This window comes from Sandarakinorhabdus sp. FBCC-B8862 (assembly GCF_059745315.1).
Genome location: NZ_CM185574.1, coordinates 2266405 through 2283062, shown reverse-complemented (window position 1 = coordinate 2283062; position 16658 = coordinate 2266405). Strand labels below are relative to the sequence as shown.

Below are 16658 nucleotides of genomic sequence, written 5' to 3'. Positions count from 1 at the left end.
CGTGTCGCGGCCTGCTGCAATGCCGCCCGGGCATGAAGACCCCGCGGTGCCGTGCGGGCACCGCGGGGTCTTCGCTGCGGAGCGGGCCTCAGAGATCCTTGCGCAGGGTGACGAAGAACTGCTGCGGCGCGCCGGTCAGCAGGGTCTGGTTGTCGCCGGCAAAGCCAAAGCCGTTGGAGCCGATCGTGGCAACATATTGCTTGTCGAACAGGTTGGTGGCCGACGCTTCGACCGCCAGGCCATTCAGCCAGCGATTTTCGCTCTGGATCCGATAGCCGATCTTGGCATCGACCAGCACGCGCCCATCCACGAACTTGTCATTGGAGTAGGTGAAATAGCGCTTGCTCATCGCATTGGCGTTGGCGCGGGCATAGAAGCCGCCATCATCATAGGCGAGTTCCAGGTTGGCGATGCTGCGCGGCGCGTCGGGCACGGTCTTGCCCTTGATCGCCTGGATCACCGTGCCCTGGCCGTTGATGACGTCGTTACGATAGGTCGTTTCGTTATAGGCATAGCTGGCGGTAACCGTGAAACATTTCACCGGCTGCCACTGCAGCCCCAGTTCCGCGCCGATCGAGCGCACCTTGCCAACGTTGGAGAGCAGCGCGGCATTGCCGACGATGCCCGGCCCCTGCGGGATGGCGAGAATGCGGTTGGAGAAATCGACGAGGTAGAGCGCCGCCACACCGCGCAGCGCGCCTTCGCCGAAACGCACGCCGGCTTCATAGCTGTTGGTCTTTTCCGGCTTCAGGCTGCTGCTGATCACCGCGAAACCGGCCGCCGAGGTGGCGAACGGGCCGCTGGTGGCCGCGGCGGTGAAGGCGCGCTGGTTCTGGGTGAAGCTGGCGAACAGCTCGGTGCCACCGCCCAGCTTGTAGAGGATGCCGGCCTGCGGCAGGAACAGGTCTTCAGCGTCGATCTTGCCAAGCGCGAGCGGGCCCGGCACCGGGTTGATCGCGCTGGCCGAAAGCTTCACGCTCTGGCCCTTGAAACCAAGGCTGATCGACAGCGCATCGGTCACATTCCACTGGTCCTGCAGCGCGAACTGGAAGGTCTTGGTGTTGTAGGCGTTGTTCCACTGGGTGAAGAACGGGTTGGACTGGTAGGTCAACGCATTGGTCGCCGGCACGGTGGCGCTGCTGCCCATGGTGTAGAAGCGGCGGGCCTGCTCGAAATCGTTGTTTTCATACCAGAGATTGGCACGCACGGTGTGATCGCCCAGCGCAGCCGTCAGATCGGCCAGCACACCCCAGCGCGAAATGCTGTATTCGGTGGTGCGAAAACTCAGCGGCACGCCGCCGGGGCTGGCAACATAGGGCGTGATCCACGAACCCTGGCCCTTGTTGGTGTGATAATAGGTCTGGATGCCGGCCTTGACGTTGCTGGCCAGGGAGCCGGCCAGGCGGGCACCAGTCAGCCAGTCGCGGCGCAGGCCGCCGGCATCATAATAGGCATCGTCAACGCTGGTGATGGCACCGGGATAGGTGGTGCCGAGCGTATTCGGCGCGACCACCACGCCGGTCTCGCCGCGGTTGGCGCCGATCGTCGCGATGCGCACAGCCAGCGGCCAATCGTTGGAGATATTGTCCCAGTTATAGCCCAGCCGGCTGATCTGGCCGAGGCTCAGGTCCTGATAGTCATTTTCCTTGCGGTCGCTGAAGTTGACGAAGGCGGTGAGCGTTGTATCGCCGCCCAGCTCGGCCACCGCCTTGGCATTGACCTGCGTCGAACGCTGCACGCCAAAACCCTTCCACTTGTCGGCGCTTATGTGGGCGGCGCTGACATAGGCCGAGACGCCACCCTGGTCGCCGGTGTCGAGCGTGCCGAACAGGCGCCAGGTGTTGTTGCTGCCATAGGTGGCGTTGCCGGCCACACCCAATTCCTTCTGCGGGTCACGGCTGCGGAATTCGATCGTGCCACCCAGGTTGGAGGTGGAGGCAGTGCCGAGCGCGCCGGCGCCCTGCGAAACGCGGGTGCTGCCGATATTGTCAGCGATGATGGCGCGGCTGATGTGCAGGCCGTTGGTGTTGCCATAGCTCATGTCGCCCAGCGGCACGCCGTCCAGCGTGAAGCCGAGCTGGTTCTGGTTGAAGCCGCGCAACGTGATACGGGTGGACCATTCATAGACGCCAAACGGATCCGCGGACTGGAAATTGACACCCGGCAGCTTTTGGATGGCCACGAACGGGCTGGCGCCGGCCACGGTCAGCTTGATGTCCTCGGCTTTGATCTCGGTGACCTGGCGCACCTCGCCTTTGCCATAGACCACAATCTCGGCGTCTTCAGCGGCGGCAACGTCGGCTGCAGGATCGGCGGCGGCATCGGCCGGCATGGCAGCCAGGGCCGGCACGGCGACAAGGGTGCTGGCCAGCAGGGCCAGGCGCAGGGCAGACAGATTCATGAACAGTCTCCAATGGAAAGGACGCTGCCCCTTCACAGGAGAATGTTGCAGGCAGATGCCGCCACGATGGCACAGCCATGTCAGATGTTTTGCACTTTCAAGACGTTGCCGGATGGCAACACTGCATCAATCAAACTTGCGGCTGCGCACCACTTCCACATCGCTGCTCATCAGCATCAGGTGATGGCTTTCGAGCAGCGGCGCCAGCCGGTCGATGAAGGCATCGGCATGCTCCGGCCCGGTGATGGCCAGAAACATCACCTTGGCGGTCGCGCCCGACAATTGGTCATCCCGCCAGCGGCCATGCGCGCCGGCCCCGCCCAACGTTGGCAACAAGGTGTAATGGATGATCCCGGCCTCGGCCGCGAGGCGGATGATCACCGGGATCAGCGGCTCGTCGGCCAGCACCTCGATGCGGCGGCGATGGGTGGTGATGGTCATCCCTGCTCTCTTATCCCCGGATCAGCGGCCAGACATGGGCGGCCACCCAGCCATAATAGCCGATGCCGATGGTGAGGTTGAACGGAAAGGTCACGGCCAGGCTCATGCCAAGATAGAGCCCGGGATCGGCAGCGGGCAGCGCCAGGCGCATGACCGCCGGCACGGCAATGTAGGAGGCAGAACCGGCCAGGATGCCGAGCGCGGCCGCCGACCCGGCATCAAGCCCAAGCTCGACCCCGAGGATAACGCCCAGACTGCCGTTCAGCAGCGGCAGCAGCAGCGCCAGCGCGGCCGTGCGGACGGTGAGCGCCCGCCGGTCCATCAGGCGCCGGGCGGCGATCAGGCCCATGTCGAGCAGGAAGATGCACAACATGCCACGAAACGGCACATCGAACACCGGCGCAATCGGCGCCATGCCGCCCTTGCCCGCCACCAGTCCAATGAGGAAACTGCCGAGCAGCAGGATCACCGAGCCGTTGAGGAAGGTTTCGTGCAGCAGGCCGCCGCGCGGGGCCAGACTGTCCTTGCCCTGGGCGCGCGCCAGCAGCAGGCCGGTGATGATCGCCGGCGTTTCCATCACCGCCAGCACCGCGACCATGAACCCGGCGGGTGCCATGCCGGCATGGCGCAGGATCTCGCTGCCCGTGGCAAAGGTGACCACGCTGACCGAGCCATAATGCGCCGCCACCGCCGCAGCGTTGGTTCGGTCCAGCTTGCCGGCCGTCCGCAGCAACCAGAAGGCCGGCAACGGCAGCAAGAAACTCAAGGCCAGGCCGGCACCGCCCGCCAACAGCATGTCGTGCGTGAAGCCGGTTTCGGCCACCTCGCCGCCGCCCCGCAGGCCGATCGACATCATCAGATAGAGCGAGATGCCCTTGGCCACCGCCTCCGGAATCGCCAGGTCAGACCGCGCAAACGCCGCCAGCGCGCCGAGCAGGAAAAACAGCACCACGGGCTGCAACAGGGCATCAAGGGCCAAGACGGCGCTCCTGCAGGGTCAACATGAACGCGCCGTAACCTGTCCCGGAACGGCAGACAAGCAGCGCATTGCCGCCACGAAAAAGCCCGACGGTGTCACCGCCGGGCCGTTTCGTGTCACCGGATAGGCCGATTTCAGGCCGCCGCTTCCACGCGATGCAGGGCGCATTGGCCCCAGATGTCGGACAGCGCCTTCACCAACCGGTCGATATCATCGTCCGAATGCACCGGGCCGGGCGTGATGCGCAGCCGCTCGGTGCCCACCGGAACGGTCGGATAATTGATCGGCTGCACATAGATGCCATGATGCTCCATCAGCCAGTCGCTGATCATCTTGGCCTTCTTGGCATCGCCCACCATCACCGGGATGATGTGGCTGGGGTTTTCCATCTGCGGGATGCCGGTGGCGCGCAGCGCGGCGCGCACCTTCTGCACCCGCTCCTGCTGGCGCTTGCGCTCGAACGGGCTTTCTTTCAGATGCTTGACCGAGGCCAGCGCACCAGCGGCAATGGCCGGCGGCAGCGCGGTCGAGAAGATGAAGCCCGAGGCAAAGCTGCGCACGAAATCGCACAGCGCCTTCGAGCCAGCGATATAGCCGCCCACCACGCCATAGGCCTTGGCTAGTGTGCCTTCGATCACCGTCAGCCGGCCCATCAGGCCCTCACGCTCGGCAACGCCGCCACCGCGCGGGCCATACATGCCCACGGCGTGCACTTCGTCGATATAGGTCATGGCGCCATGCTTGTCGGCGACGTCGCAGATTTCCTTGATGGGGGCGATATCGCCATCCATCGAATAGACGCTCTCGAACGCCACCAGCTTCGGCACGTCCGGGCCATATTGACTCAGCAGCCGGTCGAGATCCTCAACGTCATTGTGCTTGAAGACATGGAACTTCGCGCGGCTGTGGCGAATGCCTTCGATCATCGATGCATGGTTCAGCGCGTCGGAAAACACCACGCAGCCCGGGATCTTGCTGGCCAGCGTCGACAGCGCCGCCCAGTTCGACATGTAGCCGGAGTTGAACAGCAGCGCAGCTTCCTTGCCGTGCAGATCGGCCAGTTCGCTTTCGAGCAGGCGATGCACGTGCATGGTGCCGGAAATATTGCGGGTGCCGCCCGAACCAGCGCCGGAACGGTCCAGCTCCTCATGCATGGCGGTCAGCACATCCGGGTGCTGGCCCATGCCGAGATAATCGTTGGAGCACCACACGGTGACATCCTGGGTGCTGCCATCGGGCAGGTAGCGCGTGGCGTGGGGATAGTCGCCCCGCCGCCGCTGCAGCTCGGCAAACACGCGGTAGTTGCCGCGTTCTTTCAAGCCGTCCAGCGCCGCCTGGAAATGAGCTTCAAAGTTCATTCATCTTCTCCCGGCGCCGTTCATTGCACGGCGTTTTGTCGCACCGCAAGCGGATTCGTGTCAGTCTGGCCTGACACATTGCTGGATTCTGTCATCGCTGGGCTGACAGTCGGCCGCGCCGGCTGGCGCAGATGTTCGGGGATGGCCCAGCGGAACATGGCCGTGTCCTGCCAGGGCACCACCAGGAAGCCATGCTCGAGGAACGCCAACGCCACCAGGGCAAAGGCCAGCGCATAGCCGGTGGCGATGCCATCGCGGCTGCTCAACGCCTGATCGGCCAGCCAGGCCGCCAGCACGGCAATGCCCGACACCGAGGCAACAAAGAACCAGCGCGGCGGCGCGATGCGGAAATAGCTGGCGAGATAGCGCATGTGATCCGGCATCATTTCGGTCGAAAGATGCGGCACCCCGGCAAAGATGTTGAACTTGGCCGACAGGCGCATGACGAACAGCAGCAGGAAGGTCAGGGTCGCCGTCTGGTTCGCCTTGCCCCACGTCGCTGCGGCCAAAGCGATCAGGCACAGGAACATCGCCACTTCATGATAGATCAGCGTTGCCGCCGCCAGGCGGAACCGCTGCCAGCCGCGCGCACCCGGGGGGCACGGCTCACGGTTCGGGCCGGTCACAAAGCCCATCAGGAACGACAATTCGTGCCAGCCCCACAGCACCAGCGCACACGCAAAGGCGACATAGGCCGCCCACGGGCTGGTCTCTTCGGCGGTCGCAATGATGCCGCCCATGGCAAAGCCCGAGGCCACCGTGGCCATGGTGATGCTCACCGGCCAGGTGTGGCTGGGCAATTTGTCGAGCCACAGCACGAAGCCGGTGGCGACAAACCACAGCACGGTCGCAAACAGCAGAGGCAGCGCAAACTCGCTCACGGCTACGCCCGCTGGCTTACCAAACCGGCGCCATGCGCACGTTGGGGGTCACCTCCATCTTGTCCACCGGGTGGAGATAGAGACGGGCGAAGGTCACCGCCGCCTTCAGTGACAGGCCAATGCGCTTGATGGTGCCAACCACGCCACCCTGCGCCACCGCCGCGTCGATGGCGTCGCTGGTGGTGCGCATGGTTTCCAGCAGCGCGCGATAGCTCGGTGCATCGGTCTGCAGGCCGATCGGAAACACCTGCTGGGTGATATCGGTGGTGATGCGGAACACCTTGAAGCCGAAATCGGTCGGGTTGATGCCGAAATGCTTGTACAGCGCCGGCCGCTTGTGATCGCGCACATACATGGTGGCATAGACCGCGTTCAGGAAGAAGCGGATCCACAGCACGTTGAGCCCCGAGGTGAGCTTGGGGTCAGACCGCATCAGCAGCGCGAAGGCTTCGCCATGGCGGAACTCGTCGTTGCACCATTCCTGGAACCACTTGAAGATCGGGTGGAACCGCCGCTCCGGATGCTGCTCCAGGTGGCGGTGGATGGTGATATAGCGGGCGTAGCCAATCTTTTCCGACAGATAGGTGGCGTAGAAGATGAACTTCGGCCGGAAATAGGTATATTTCTTGGTCTTGGTCAGAAAACCCAGATCGATGCCGATGCCGGCATCCTTCAGGCTGTCATTGATGAAACCGGCATGGCGGCTTTCATCGCGGGCCATCAGCTTGAACAGCGCCTTGGCATCCGGGTTCTTCATGCGCTTGGTGATTTCGGCATAAAGAATGCAGCCGGAAAATTCCGACGTCATCGACGAGACCAGAAAATCGATGAACTCCGGCTTCAGCTCCGGGTCCATCGCCGCGATCACGCCATCAAATTCCGGCGTCCGCTTGAAATGCTTCTTGTTGGGATCAGCCTGCATCTCGGCGATCAGGCTGTCCCACTCGGCGCGCACGCGGGACACGTCGATACGGTCCATCGCATCATAATCGGTCGTGTAGAAACGCGGGCTCAGCACCGTCTCCTGACGGGCGATGGCCATCGCGTCTTCCTTGGTGATCTCCACGGCGCCACCGGCGCTGATCGGGGTCACGGCGTTCATCACGGCTTCTCCGAGCTGAAGGTGATTTCGTACAATTCGGTCAGTTCCAGCTGGGCCTTCAACTTGGTCCACAGCCGCTCAAAGGGGGTGGCTTTCCACACCGTCACGTCGCGGCGCAGGGTCAACCGCTCGCCAAAAGGCAGCTTCACGGCGGCACCATGCACCTTCACCTGGTCACCCGGGCCCAGTTCAATGTCGCCATCCAGTTCGACATGCGCATGCAGATTGTCGAACGTGTGCTCGATCTCGATCGTGCACTTGGTGTCAAACCGGTCGCGGGTGAACAGGCCCATGGCTCAGGCCCCACCGAAAAACGGCGAGGCCGAATTGGCTGCCGGAATGGCTGCCACGATCGGCTGTTCCGGCACGCCGGGGCCACCGGGAGCATAAGGCACAAGCAACTGGGCAAAGGCGGCCCGGTTGGTGTGGCCAAAGCTGCCCAGCTCAATGATGCGCCCGGTTGATTGATCGGTCAGCGTCAGCGCGCCATCCGCCCATTGCGCCACCGTCACCGGGCCGGTGCGCGCCACTTCGTGCAGGCGGCGTTCCCGCATCAGGCCGCGCATCACGCCGCGGATGAAGCCGGTGTTGCTGCCGGCCGGAAAGACGAAGACCAGCTTGCTGGCAGCAATGTCATAGACCAGCAGCGCGCCATCGGCCCGGTCCTCGAAACGGAAATCCCGGGTCGCCACGATCGCCACCTGCCGGCGCTCGCGCGATTGCGGCGCAGTTTCCGGCGCCGGCAGCAAACCGGCCCGGATGCTGCCCACGGTCAGGATCGACACACCAATCAGCGCCCCGGCCGCATAGAGGGCCGATTTGGGAAAACGCTCGTTGGTGAACTCCCCGCTCATGCCGCAGCCCCTAGCATGGCGCCAGCGTTGGCGGCATCCGGGTTAACCCCAGTGGCGCGCGCCGGATCAGCCTTCGCCAGCGCATCGGCCAGCAGCGGCAGAAACGCATCTGGCACGGCGCGCAGCATTGGCTGCGGCGATCCAAACTTCCACGGCCGCACATGCGGCCACATCTGCAGATAGGCGAGCGGGAAGCGCACGGTGGGCGTGAGCGACACGTCCACAAGGCCATTGCCAGCCGGCTTCACATCGGCCTTGCCCACCAGCGACAGCGGCACGTTCACGCACTTCGGCAGCGCCACGCCAAAGCGGAGCACAACGCGCTTGTTGGTCAGCGTGTAGATCGTCGACATCGCCTGCGCCCGCGCCAGCACACCCAATATGGCCAGGCCCAGCACCGCCACAGCCAGCGTGATGCCCGCACCCTTCAGGCCGGTGCCGCCAGCCAGAAACGCCAGGCTGGCAACAAACACGAACCAGGCGGCAACCAGGCGCGTGTGGAAGACGCCACGCGCCACGCCCCGCCAATCCGGCGTGCCTTGCCAAAGGATCTCCTCCCCCGGCGGCAACCGCCCCGGCAGGCCGGGGATCGGTTCGTCTTCATACTCCATCGACACAAGCAGCTCCGTCCGTTTCCGTTCCGTGCCGGCCGCGAGACCCTTATCGCAGCCGGAAACCGGATCAGATCAGCGGTTCGGCCCGATCGGGGGTCGCCCACAGATAACCGGCGCCAAAATAGGCGGTGATCTTCTCTTCCTCGAGCAGGGTCACCTGGTCGGCGCTCTTGGTGCGCGGCACGCCGGCGATCTGCGCGGCGGTGATGGCATCGGTCATCACGCCAGCGCGGGTCACGCGCGACATGGTGATCGGCATCAGGATGGTGCCGCCAGCGGTCAGCTCCACTTCCATATAGCGCAGGCAGGATTCGGCGCGGTCCATCCACAGGTCCTTCACCGTGCCGGCCGCAGCGCCGTCGAGGCCATAGACCACCAGGCCCACCGGGTTCACGTCATTCTCGTGCACGGTCACCGGGTGGCTGATCACGCGGGTCGGCACGATGCGCGGCTGGCCGTGCATGTCGAGGTCGGGCCGATCGGCGCGCTGCGCGATCGAGGCCGGGCCCACGCCCGAGGTCAGCTTGTCACCGGTCACGTCCAGCGGTTCACCGGCCCAGGCGCGCGGCAGCACATTCGTCGGCAGCGGATCGCGGGCATTGGCGGTCGGGGTGGTCACCTCGCCCAGGCCGTGCGGCAGCTTGAAGGTCTTCGCCGGCTTGAAGAACAGCGCATCGGTTTCCACGCCACCATGGGCGGCACCGGTCAGATCATCCTCAACCGGATAGCCTTCGCGGCGATCTTCCCCGCGCAGGTACCACACCAGGCCCAGGAAGAAGAGGAAGAAGGCAAAGAAGGTCAGTTCGGCGATATCCAGGCCGCCAACCAGGTGAACATTCGACATGCGAGGCGTCTCCCCTCAAGAACCAAAGCCCGCCACGACCGGCGCATGGCCGCGGCGAACCGGCGCGATCATCATGGCCAGCACCCGCCGCGCCTGCGGGATGGCCCTGCGATTCCCTGACAAAGCCCATAACATGCGCTTCGCCAGACCTGTTAGTGCAGAGCATGACAGAAACGCAATGTTTCCTGCCAGTCTCGGCAAATTCCCCCTGCTGCCCTGCGCCTGTGCCCGGCCCTTGGCCACACCCTGTGGCCAGATGCCGCAGGCGGCAGCACGGCTCATCCCAGCAGCACCTCCTGGGCGTGGCTGGTGTAAAAACCCCGGCTCACCCGGCGGTCGCGGCCCAATTTGGCATGCGGCACGCTGCGCGACAGGCGCGATTTCAACAGATCATGCGCCACCGGAATGATGCTGGGTGACCGGTCGCTCTTCGGGAAAAACTGCCCGATGGCGCGCGCGGTGCGCAGCAACGGCGTGCCCGGCGCAAAGGTGAACAGCAACGAATGATTGGCGCGCTCGGCCAGCCGGGCCGTGGCCGCTGCGATCTGGTCACTCTCATAATGGATCAGCACGTCCATCGAGACGATATGATCGAACTGGCCGTAAGATGGGTCGAGCATGTCGCCGGCATGCAGGCTGATGCGGCCCTTCACATCGTCCGGCAGCCGCTGCTTGCCAATCTCGATCAGCTGTGGCGACACATCAATGCCCACCACCTCGGCACCGCGGCGCGCCGCTTCAATGGCCAGCATGCCGGTGCCGCACCCGGCATCCAGAATGCGCCGGCCGCGCAAATCCTGCGGCAGCCAGTCCAGCAGCGTATTGCGCATCTCGTCGCGCCCGGCCCGCACCGTGGCACGGATCTTCGAAACCGGCGCGTCGCTGGTCATCGCCGCCCAGGCGTCCAGCGCGGTGCGGTCGAAATAATGTTCCAGCTTCGCCCGCTTGGTTTCCCAACCGGGGGCATGCTTGGGCGTGTGTGCGTTCATTCGAAACCCAGGAAATCGAAAATGTCGCGATCCTTCATCGGATGCGCGTTGCACGGCTCCACACCAGCCCACAACAGGGCGGCGAGCCGCTTGTACTCATTCTGCGCCGCGATGATCTCCGGCTCGTCACCCATCTCGAAAATGGTGCACTTCTTCAGCCGGCTGCGGCGGATGGCATCCAGGTCGGGCAGATGCGCCAGCCGCTCGATGCCGGTGGCGCCGCAGAAACGGTCAATCTCGTCGGTGTTGGCCGAACGGTTGGCAATGCAGCCGGCCAGCCGCACCTCGTAATTCTTCGCCTTGGCCTGGATCGCGGCCATGATGCGGTTCATCGCGAAGATGCTGTCGAAATCATTGGCGGTCACCACGATGGCGCGTTCGGCATGCTGCAGCGGCGCGGCAAAGCCGCCACACACCACGTCGCCAAGCACGTCAAAGATCACCACATCCGTGTCTTCCAGCAGATGATGCTGCTTCAACAGCTTCACCGTCTGGCCCACGACATAGCCGCCACAGCCGGTGCCGGCCGGCGGGCCGCCCGCCTCCACGCACATCACGCCGTTATAGCCTTCGAACATATAGTCCTCGGGCCGCAGCTCCTCATGATGGAATTCATGTTGTTCCAGCACGTCGATCACGGTGGGCATCAGCTTCTTGGTCAGCGTGAAGGTGCTGTCATGCTTGGGGTCGCAGCCAATCTGCAGCACCCGCTTGCCCAGCAGCGAGAAGGCCGCCGACAGGTTTGACGAGGTGGTGGACTTGCCGATGCCGCCCTTGCCATAGACGGCGAACACCTTGGCGCCCTCGATCTTCTGGCTCGGGTCGAGCCTGACCTGCACGCTGCCTTCGCCGTCACCGGGTCCGGGGCGCTTGGTCTTGTCGATGATGAGGGTCATGTGGGCAGACTCCTTCAGGCGGCCATGGATCCAGCCGGGGCGACACCTTCCAACTGATCCTCAATGGCATCAGTGGCGGCATAAAGTGCAGCCAGCGTTTCCGCATCCGGCTGCCAGAACTGGCGGTCGGCCGCTTCGATCAACCGGTTGGCGATCTTGGCCGCAGCACGCGGGTTCATTTCGGCGATGCGCTGGCGCATGGCGTCATCCAGCACATAGGTTTCGGTGATGCGCTGATAGACCCAGGGATCAACCTGGCCGGTGGTGGCCGACCAGCCAGTGGTCGTCGTCACCGCCGCTTCCACTTGGCGCACGCCTTCATAGCCATATTTCAGCTGCGCCTCGATCCACACCGGATTGAGCGTGCGGGTGCGGGTTTCCAGCGCCACCTGCTCCTGCAGGCTGCGCACCTTGCCGCTGCCTTGCGTCTGGTCACCGATGTAGACCGGCGCCGCCTCACCCTTGGCGCGCGTCACGGCGCGGCTGATGCCGCCCAGCGTGTCGACATATTGGTCGATGGTGGTGATGCCCAGCTCAACCGATTCCAGGTTCTGATAAGCGCAATCCACCGTCTTCAGCGCGCTGGCCAGCAGGCCAGGCTGGCGCTTGGGCTTGCCATCCACGCCATAGGCATAGCCCTTCTGCTTTTCATAACAGTCGGCCAGCTCGTTGGGATCGGTCCAGTTGGCGCTGTCGATCAGCAGGTTGACGTTGGCGCCATAAGCCCCTTCAGCGTTGGAATAGACGCGCAGGGATGCCGTTGCCATGTCACAGCCATGCTCTTCCAGATAGGCCAGGCTGTGCTTGCGGATATAGTTCATCTCCAGCGGCTCATCCGCTTCGGAGGCGAGCAGCGCGGCTTCGGCCAGCATCTTGGTCTGCAGCGGCAGCAGATCGCGGAACACGCCCGACATGGTCACCAGCACGTCGATGCGCGGCCGGCCCAGCTGCTCCAGCGGGATCAGTTCCGCGCCCGACAGGCGGTTATAGCTGTCAAAGCGTGGCTTGGCGCCCATCAGCGCCATGGCCTGCGCCACCTGCGCGCCCTCGCTCTTCAGATTGTCCGTGCCCCACAGCACCATGGCCACGGTTTCCGGCAGCTTGCCGGCATCTTCCATGGCGCGGTCCAGGATGCGCTGCGCCTGCGCCGCGCCGTCCTTGCAGGCATAGGCCGAGGGCAGGCGGAACGGGTCAAAGCCGTGGATGTTGCGCCCGGTGGGCAGGATTTCCGGATCGCGCAGGATGTCGCCACCCGCCACCGGCTGGATATAGCGGCCGTCGAGCGCGCGGATCAGGCCATCCATCTCGTGGTTGGTCATCAACGCCGCGTTGATGTTGGCCAGTTCGCGGAGCACCGGCGTGTTGGGCACGATGCGGCCCTTGATCAGTTTCTCGATCGTGTCGCGATCAATGCTCTCACCGCGCGCGCTGGCACAGGCGAACAGCATGTCGATGCGCGCCTCCTCGCTCTCCGCCTCGCCAAACACGTGCAGGCCCTGCGGGATCAGCTCCTGCTCGATCTCATACAGCTTGGCCGCCAGCTTTGAAACATCGCTGCCATCGAGGTCCATCGCCTCGGCCTGCTCGCGGATGATCTCCTCCAGCCCCGGCAGCTCCGGGCTGCCCGGCTCGGTCGAGCGCCAGCGGTCCACACTGGCCTTGATGTCCGACAGGCCCTTGTACAGGCCCGAATTGGTGAGCGCCGGGGTGAGATAGGACACGAGCGTCGCGCCCGAGCGCCGCTTGGCCAGCACACCTTCCGACGGGTTGTTGGCAGCATAAAGATAGATGTTGGGCAGGTCCTGGATGATCCGCTCCGGCCAGCAGCTCATCGTCATCCCGGTCTGCTTGCCGGGCATGAACTCCAGGCTGCCGTGCGTGCCCCAATGGACCACGGCATGGGCGCCGAAATCATTCCGGATCCAGCGATAGAACGCCATGAACGCATGGGTCGGCGCAAAGCGGCCATCGAACAGCAACCGCATCGGGTCGCTTTCATAGCCATTGGCCGGCTGGATGCCGACAAAGACATTGCCGAACTGCGCGCCGGTGATCAGCACGTTGCGACCGTCGGACTGGAACTTGCCCGGTGCCGGGCCCCACTCCGCCTCGATTTCCTTCAGATAAGGCTCGGTGGCGACAATGCGGTCGGCCGGCACAAAGGCGTGCACATTGGCTTCCTGGCCATATTGCATGGCATTGCCGTTCAGCACGCGTTCGCGCACCGCATCGGCATCGGCCGGCACCTCGACGTCATAACCTTCGGCCTTCAGCCGCTTCAGCGTGCGGTGCAGCGAATCGAACACCGCCAGGAACTGCGCCGTGCCCGCCGCACCGCCATTGGGCGGGAAGTTGAACAGCACGACGGCCAGCTTGCGATCCTTTTTGGCCGCCCGGCGCAACTGCACCAGCTTCAACATCTTGTCGGCCAGCGCCTCGGCCCGTTCCGGGCAGGACTGCATGGCGCGCACCCCGTCCGACGGCGCCCAGCTGCACTTGCGCTCACAACCGGTGCAGGCCTCGCCATTGGCATCGCTGCGGCCGCCAAACACCATCGGCTGCGTGCCGCCATCCAGTTCCGGAATGGCGATCATGATCGTCGCTTCCAGCGGCAGCAGGCCCTGGCGGTTGGCGCCCCATTGCTGCAGCGTCTGGAACTCCACCGGATGCGCCGCAATATAAGGCCGATCCAGCTTGGTCAGGATTTCCTCGGCCGCCTTGGCATCGCTGTAGGCCGGGCCACCGACCAGGCTGAAGCCGGTCAGGTTGATGACGGCATCGACGGTCGCCTTGCCGTCCTTCATCATCAGCGCCTCGATCGCCGGGCGCTGATCCAGCCCGCCGGCAAAGGCCGGAATCACGTTCAATCCGCGCGCTTCCAGCGCCCGGATCACACCATCATAATGATTGGCATCCTTGCCCAGCACGTAAGAGCGCAGCATCAGCACGCCGACCGTGCCCACGGCGTCTTTCTTCCACGGCAGATCGGTCAGCTTTTCCGACATGCGCTGCGGCAAATCGGGGTGATACACCCCCACGTCCGGATATTCCTGCGGCGGCTCGATCTTCGCCTTGCCGCGCAACGCCTTGCGCGGGCCGTCGGCATAACGGTCCACCAGCGCCTGCACCATCTGGAAGGCATTGTCGTCACTGCCCGACAGCCAATATTGCAGCGTCAGGAAATAGGCGCGCACATCCTGCGCCGTGCCCGGCACGAACTTCAACAGCTTGGGCAGGCGGCGCAGCACCGCCAGCTGGGCCGCACCGCTGTTGGCGGCACCATCCTTGGAACTGCCGCGCAGCTTCTTGAGCCAGCCCAGCGGGCCCTTGGGCGGCACATCCATGCGATAATCGCCCATCCGCGTCATCTTCACGACGTCGGATTGGCTCATCAGGCACACCATCGCGTCGCATTCCTCGCGGCGCGCCGTCAGCGCGTCCTTGATCATGCGGATCTGCTCATCAAGGAACAGCATGGTGACAACCACGATGTCGGCCCGGGCGATGTCGGCGCGGGTCATCTCCAGCTTGCCCGGCTTGTCCCAATCGGCCGCGGCGTGGAACCCGATGGACACCGGCAGCCCCAGCTTCTGGAAACGCGCCCGGGCCCGATCGATCGCGCCCGACAGATGGTTGTCGAGCGTGACGATCACGACATGGCAATGATCGGGCCGGTCCTGCTTGGAAGGCGGGGTATCAGCGCGCATAATGGGCTTTGGCCTCGTACAAGGTCTCGCGGGTGATGGTGGCAACGCCATGCTCGGCGGCATAGCGTTCGGTGTTGCGGCGGGCTTTGCCGCGCACGAAAAACGGGATTTTGCCCAATTCGGCAAGGGCTTCGTCGGTCCAGCCCCCGGGCTGCGGTGTCGCAGGCGCGCCCTCTGCCGCCACAGCAACCGAGGGCGCAGCAGCAGCCGGGGCCGCCGCTTCGGCCATGGCCGGCCCTGGCGCATGCGCCGCCGATGCATGGCCAAGATGGCTGGGCCCGGCCGCGTCAGAAAATTCGAAATCCTCGCGGAACATCGTCAACAGATGTTCCTCCAGGCCCATCACCAGCGGATGCACCCAGGTGTCGAACAGCACATTGGCGCCTTCAAACCCCATCTGCGGGCTGTAACGCGCCGGGAAATCCTGCACATGCACCGGAGCCGAAATCACCGCGCACGGCAGACGCAGGCGCTTGGCGATGTGCCGCTCCATCTGCGTGCCCAGCACCAGTTCCGGCGCGGCGGCCTCGATCGCCTCCTCCACCACCAGATAATCGTCGGTGATCAGCGGATCGACGCCATATTTCTCGGCGGCGGCGCGGATCTCGCGGGCGAATTCGCGGTTGTAACACCCCAGGCCCACCACCTTGAAGCCCAGCTCCTCGCTGGCCACGCGGGCGGCGGCGACGGCATGGGTGGCATCGCCAAAGATGAACACGCGTTTGCCGGTCAGATAGGTGGAGTCCACCGACCGCGACCACCAGCCCATACGGCCCTGGTCCACCGCGCCCGGCATCATCACCCCGGCCACCTGGCAGACTTCGGAGACAAATTCGCGCGTGGCGTTCACGCCGATCGGCACGGTCTTTACCGTCTTCTGGCGGAACGTCCGCTCCAGCCAGCTGCAGGCCTGGGCAGCGATTTCGGGATAAAGGCAGATGTTGAAATCCGCCTCGCCCAGCCGCACCAGATCCGCCGGCGTCGCGCCCATCGGCGCCACCACATTCACATCAATGCCCAGCTGGCCCAGCAGCCGGCTGATCTCCACCACATCATCACGGTGGCGGAAGCCCAGCGCGGTGGGGCCCAGGATATTGGCGCGCGGCCGGCGCGGTCCAGCCTCGCCCACCGCCGGCGGCGGCCGCCGCTCCTTGTCCGCCAGGCCGCGCACCAGCTGATAGAAGGTTTCCGACGCGCCCCAGTTTTCCTTGCGGCTGTAACTCGGCAGCTCCAGCGGAATCACCGGGCAGGCCAGGCCCATGGTCTCGGCCAGCCCGGCCGGATCATCCTGGATCAGCTCGGCGGTGCAGCTGGCGCCGACGATCATCGCCTGCGGCTGGAACCGGTCATAGGCTTCGCGTGCCGCCGTCTTGAACAGCTCGGCCGTGTCCTTGCCCAGATCGCGGGCCTGGAAGGTGGTATAGGTCACCGGCGGGCGATGATCCCGCCGCTCGATCATGGTGAACAGCAGATCGGCATAGGTGTCGCCCTGCGGGGCATGCAGCACATAATGCAGCCCCTTCATGCCGGTTGCGACCCGCATCGCCCCGACATGGGGCGGGCCTTCATACGTCCAGACGGTCAGCTGCATG

15 protein-coding genes are annotated in these 16658 nt (G+C 64.6%); all 15 read right to left on the bottom strand.

Features of this window, described 5'->3' with window-relative positions:
- Positions 1-88: 88 nt before the first annotated feature.
- The 15 genes from AC6BOR_RS11005 to bchB all read right to left on the bottom strand — a co-directional run bounded on the left by AC6BOR_RS11005 (position 89) and on the right by bchB (position 16657).
- Complete coding sequence (locus AC6BOR_RS11005; RefSeq protein ID WP_498058481.1) at positions 89-2401, bottom strand: TonB-dependent receptor; 2313 nt, start codon at positions 2399-2401, stop codon at positions 89-91.
- A gap of 126 nt (positions 2402-2527) precedes the next feature.
- Positions 2528-2842, bottom strand: coding sequence for a P-II family nitrogen regulator (locus AC6BOR_RS11000; RefSeq protein ID WP_498058480.1), 315 nt, complete (start codon positions 2840-2842; stop codon positions 2528-2530).
- A 10-nt stretch (positions 2843-2852) separates the two neighbouring features.
- Positions 2853-3821, bottom strand: coding sequence for a sodium-dependent bicarbonate transport family permease (locus tag AC6BOR_RS10995; protein ID WP_498058479.1), 969 nt, complete (start codon positions 3819-3821; stop codon positions 2853-2855).
- Between the two features lie 134 nt (positions 3822-3955).
- Positions 3956-5179: a 5-aminolevulinate synthase gene (hemA, locus tag AC6BOR_RS10990; protein WP_086115636.1), complete on the bottom strand. Its 1224-nt coding sequence runs from the start codon at positions 5177-5179 to the stop codon at positions 3956-3958.
- Between the two features lie 20 nt (positions 5180-5199).
- Complete coding sequence (gene puhE / locus AC6BOR_RS10985; protein WP_498058478.1) at positions 5200-6060, bottom strand: putative photosynthetic complex assembly protein PuhE; 861 nt, start codon at positions 6058-6060, stop codon at positions 5200-5202.
- 16 nt (positions 6061-6076) lie between these two features.
- Positions 6077-7162, bottom strand: coding sequence for a magnesium-protoporphyrin IX monomethyl ester (oxidative) cyclase (acsF, locus tag AC6BOR_RS10980; protein ID WP_498058477.1), 1086 nt, complete (start codon positions 7160-7162; stop codon positions 6077-6079).
- Positions 7162-7455 carry an O2-dependent cyclase accessory protein gene (locus tag AC6BOR_RS10975; protein WP_086115634.1) on the bottom strand — a complete coding sequence of 98 codons (294 nt, stop codon included), beginning with the start codon at positions 7453-7455 and terminating at the stop codon, positions 7162-7164. The genes acsF and AC6BOR_RS10975 overlap by 1 nt, the downstream gene beginning before the upstream one ends.
- 3 nt (positions 7456-7458) lie before the next feature.
- A complete protein-coding gene (gene puhC / locus AC6BOR_RS10970; RefSeq protein WP_498058476.1) occupies positions 7459-8016 on the bottom strand; it encodes a photosynthetic complex assembly protein PuhC in 558 nt (185 codons plus the stop codon).
- A complete protein-coding gene (gene puhB / locus AC6BOR_RS10965) occupies positions 8013-8627 on the bottom strand; it encodes a photosynthetic complex putative assembly protein PuhB (RefSeq protein ID WP_498060651.1) in 615 nt (204 codons plus the stop codon). Before puhB ends, puhC begins: the two co-directional genes overlap by 4 nt.
- A gap of 70 nt (positions 8628-8697) precedes the next feature.
- On the bottom strand, positions 8698-9474 hold the full coding sequence (gene puhA / locus AC6BOR_RS10960; RefSeq protein WP_086115631.1) for a photosynthetic reaction center subunit H: 777 nt from the start codon (positions 9472-9474) through the stop codon (positions 8698-8700).
- Positions 9475-9489: 15 nt separating this feature from the next.
- A complete protein-coding gene (locus AC6BOR_RS10955; RefSeq protein ID WP_498058475.1) occupies positions 9490-9756 on the bottom strand; it encodes a hypothetical protein in 267 nt (88 codons plus the stop codon).
- Entirely contained in the window at positions 9753-10463 is a 711-nt protein-coding gene (gene bchM / locus AC6BOR_RS10950; RefSeq protein ID WP_498058474.1) for a magnesium protoporphyrin IX methyltransferase, read from the bottom strand. Before bchM ends, AC6BOR_RS10955 begins: the two co-directional genes overlap by 4 nt.
- Positions 10460-11359, bottom strand: a complete 900-nt coding sequence (gene bchL / locus AC6BOR_RS10945) for a ferredoxin:protochlorophyllide reductase (ATP-dependent) iron-sulfur ATP-binding protein (RefSeq protein ID WP_086115629.1) — start codon at positions 11357-11359, stop codon at positions 10460-10462. Before bchL ends, bchM begins: the two co-directional genes overlap by 4 nt.
- A 14-nt stretch (positions 11360-11373) precedes the next feature.
- Complete coding sequence (locus AC6BOR_RS10940; protein WP_498058473.1) at positions 11374-15066, bottom strand: magnesium chelatase subunit H; 3693 nt, start codon at positions 15064-15066, stop codon at positions 11374-11376.
- Positions 15056-16657 carry a ferredoxin:protochlorophyllide reductase (ATP-dependent) subunit B gene (gene bchB, locus AC6BOR_RS10935; RefSeq protein WP_498058472.1) on the bottom strand — a complete coding sequence of 534 codons (1602 nt, stop codon included), beginning with the start codon at positions 16655-16657 and terminating at the stop codon, positions 15056-15058. Before bchB ends, AC6BOR_RS10940 begins: the two co-directional genes overlap by 11 nt.
- Position 16658: the final 1 nt, after the last annotated feature.

Coding starts and splice junctions, on each gene's coding strand:
- AC6BOR_RS11000 (WP_498058480.1), bottom strand. CDS start 2,842: ATGACCATCACCACCCATCGCCGCCGCATCGAGGTGCTGGCCGACGAG.
- AC6BOR_RS10955 (WP_498058475.1), bottom strand. CDS start 9,756: ATGAGCCGTGCTGCCGCCTGCGGCATCTGGCCACAGGGTGTGGCCAAG.
- bchB (WP_498058472.1), bottom strand. CDS start 16,657: ATGCAGCTGACCGTCTGGACGTATGAAGGCCCGCCCCATGTCGGGGCG.
- hemA (WP_086115636.1), bottom strand. CDS start 5,179: ATGAACTTTGAAGCTCATTTCCAGGCGGCGCTGGACGGCTTGAAAGAA.
- puhA (WP_086115631.1), bottom strand. CDS start 9,474: ATGTCGAATGTTCACCTGGTTGGCGGCCTGGATATCGCCGAACTGACC.
- puhB (WP_498060651.1), bottom strand. CDS start 8,627: ATGGAGTATGAAGACGAACCGATCCCCGGCCTGCCGGGGCGGTTGCCG.
- AC6BOR_RS10975 (WP_086115634.1), bottom strand. CDS start 7,455: ATGGGCCTGTTCACCCGCGACCGGTTTGACACCAAGTGCACGATCGAG.
- bchM (WP_498058474.1), bottom strand. CDS start 10,463: ATGAACGCACACACGCCCAAGCATGCCCCCGGTTGGGAAACCAAGCGG.
- AC6BOR_RS10940 (WP_498058473.1), bottom strand. CDS start 15,066: ATGCGCGCTGATACCCCGCCTTCCAAGCAGGACCGGCCCGATCATTGC.
- bchL (WP_086115629.1), bottom strand. CDS start 11,359: ATGACCCTCATCATCGACAAGACCAAGCGCCCCGGACCCGGTGACGGC.
- acsF (WP_498058477.1), bottom strand. CDS start 7,162: ATGAACGCCGTGACCCCGATCAGCGCCGGTGGCGCCGTGGAGATCACC.
- puhC (WP_498058476.1), bottom strand. CDS start 8,016: ATGAGCGGGGAGTTCACCAACGAGCGTTTTCCCAAATCGGCCCTCTAT.
- AC6BOR_RS11005 (WP_498058481.1), bottom strand. CDS start 2,401: ATGAATCTGTCTGCCCTGCGCCTGGCCCTGCTGGCCAGCACCCTTGTC.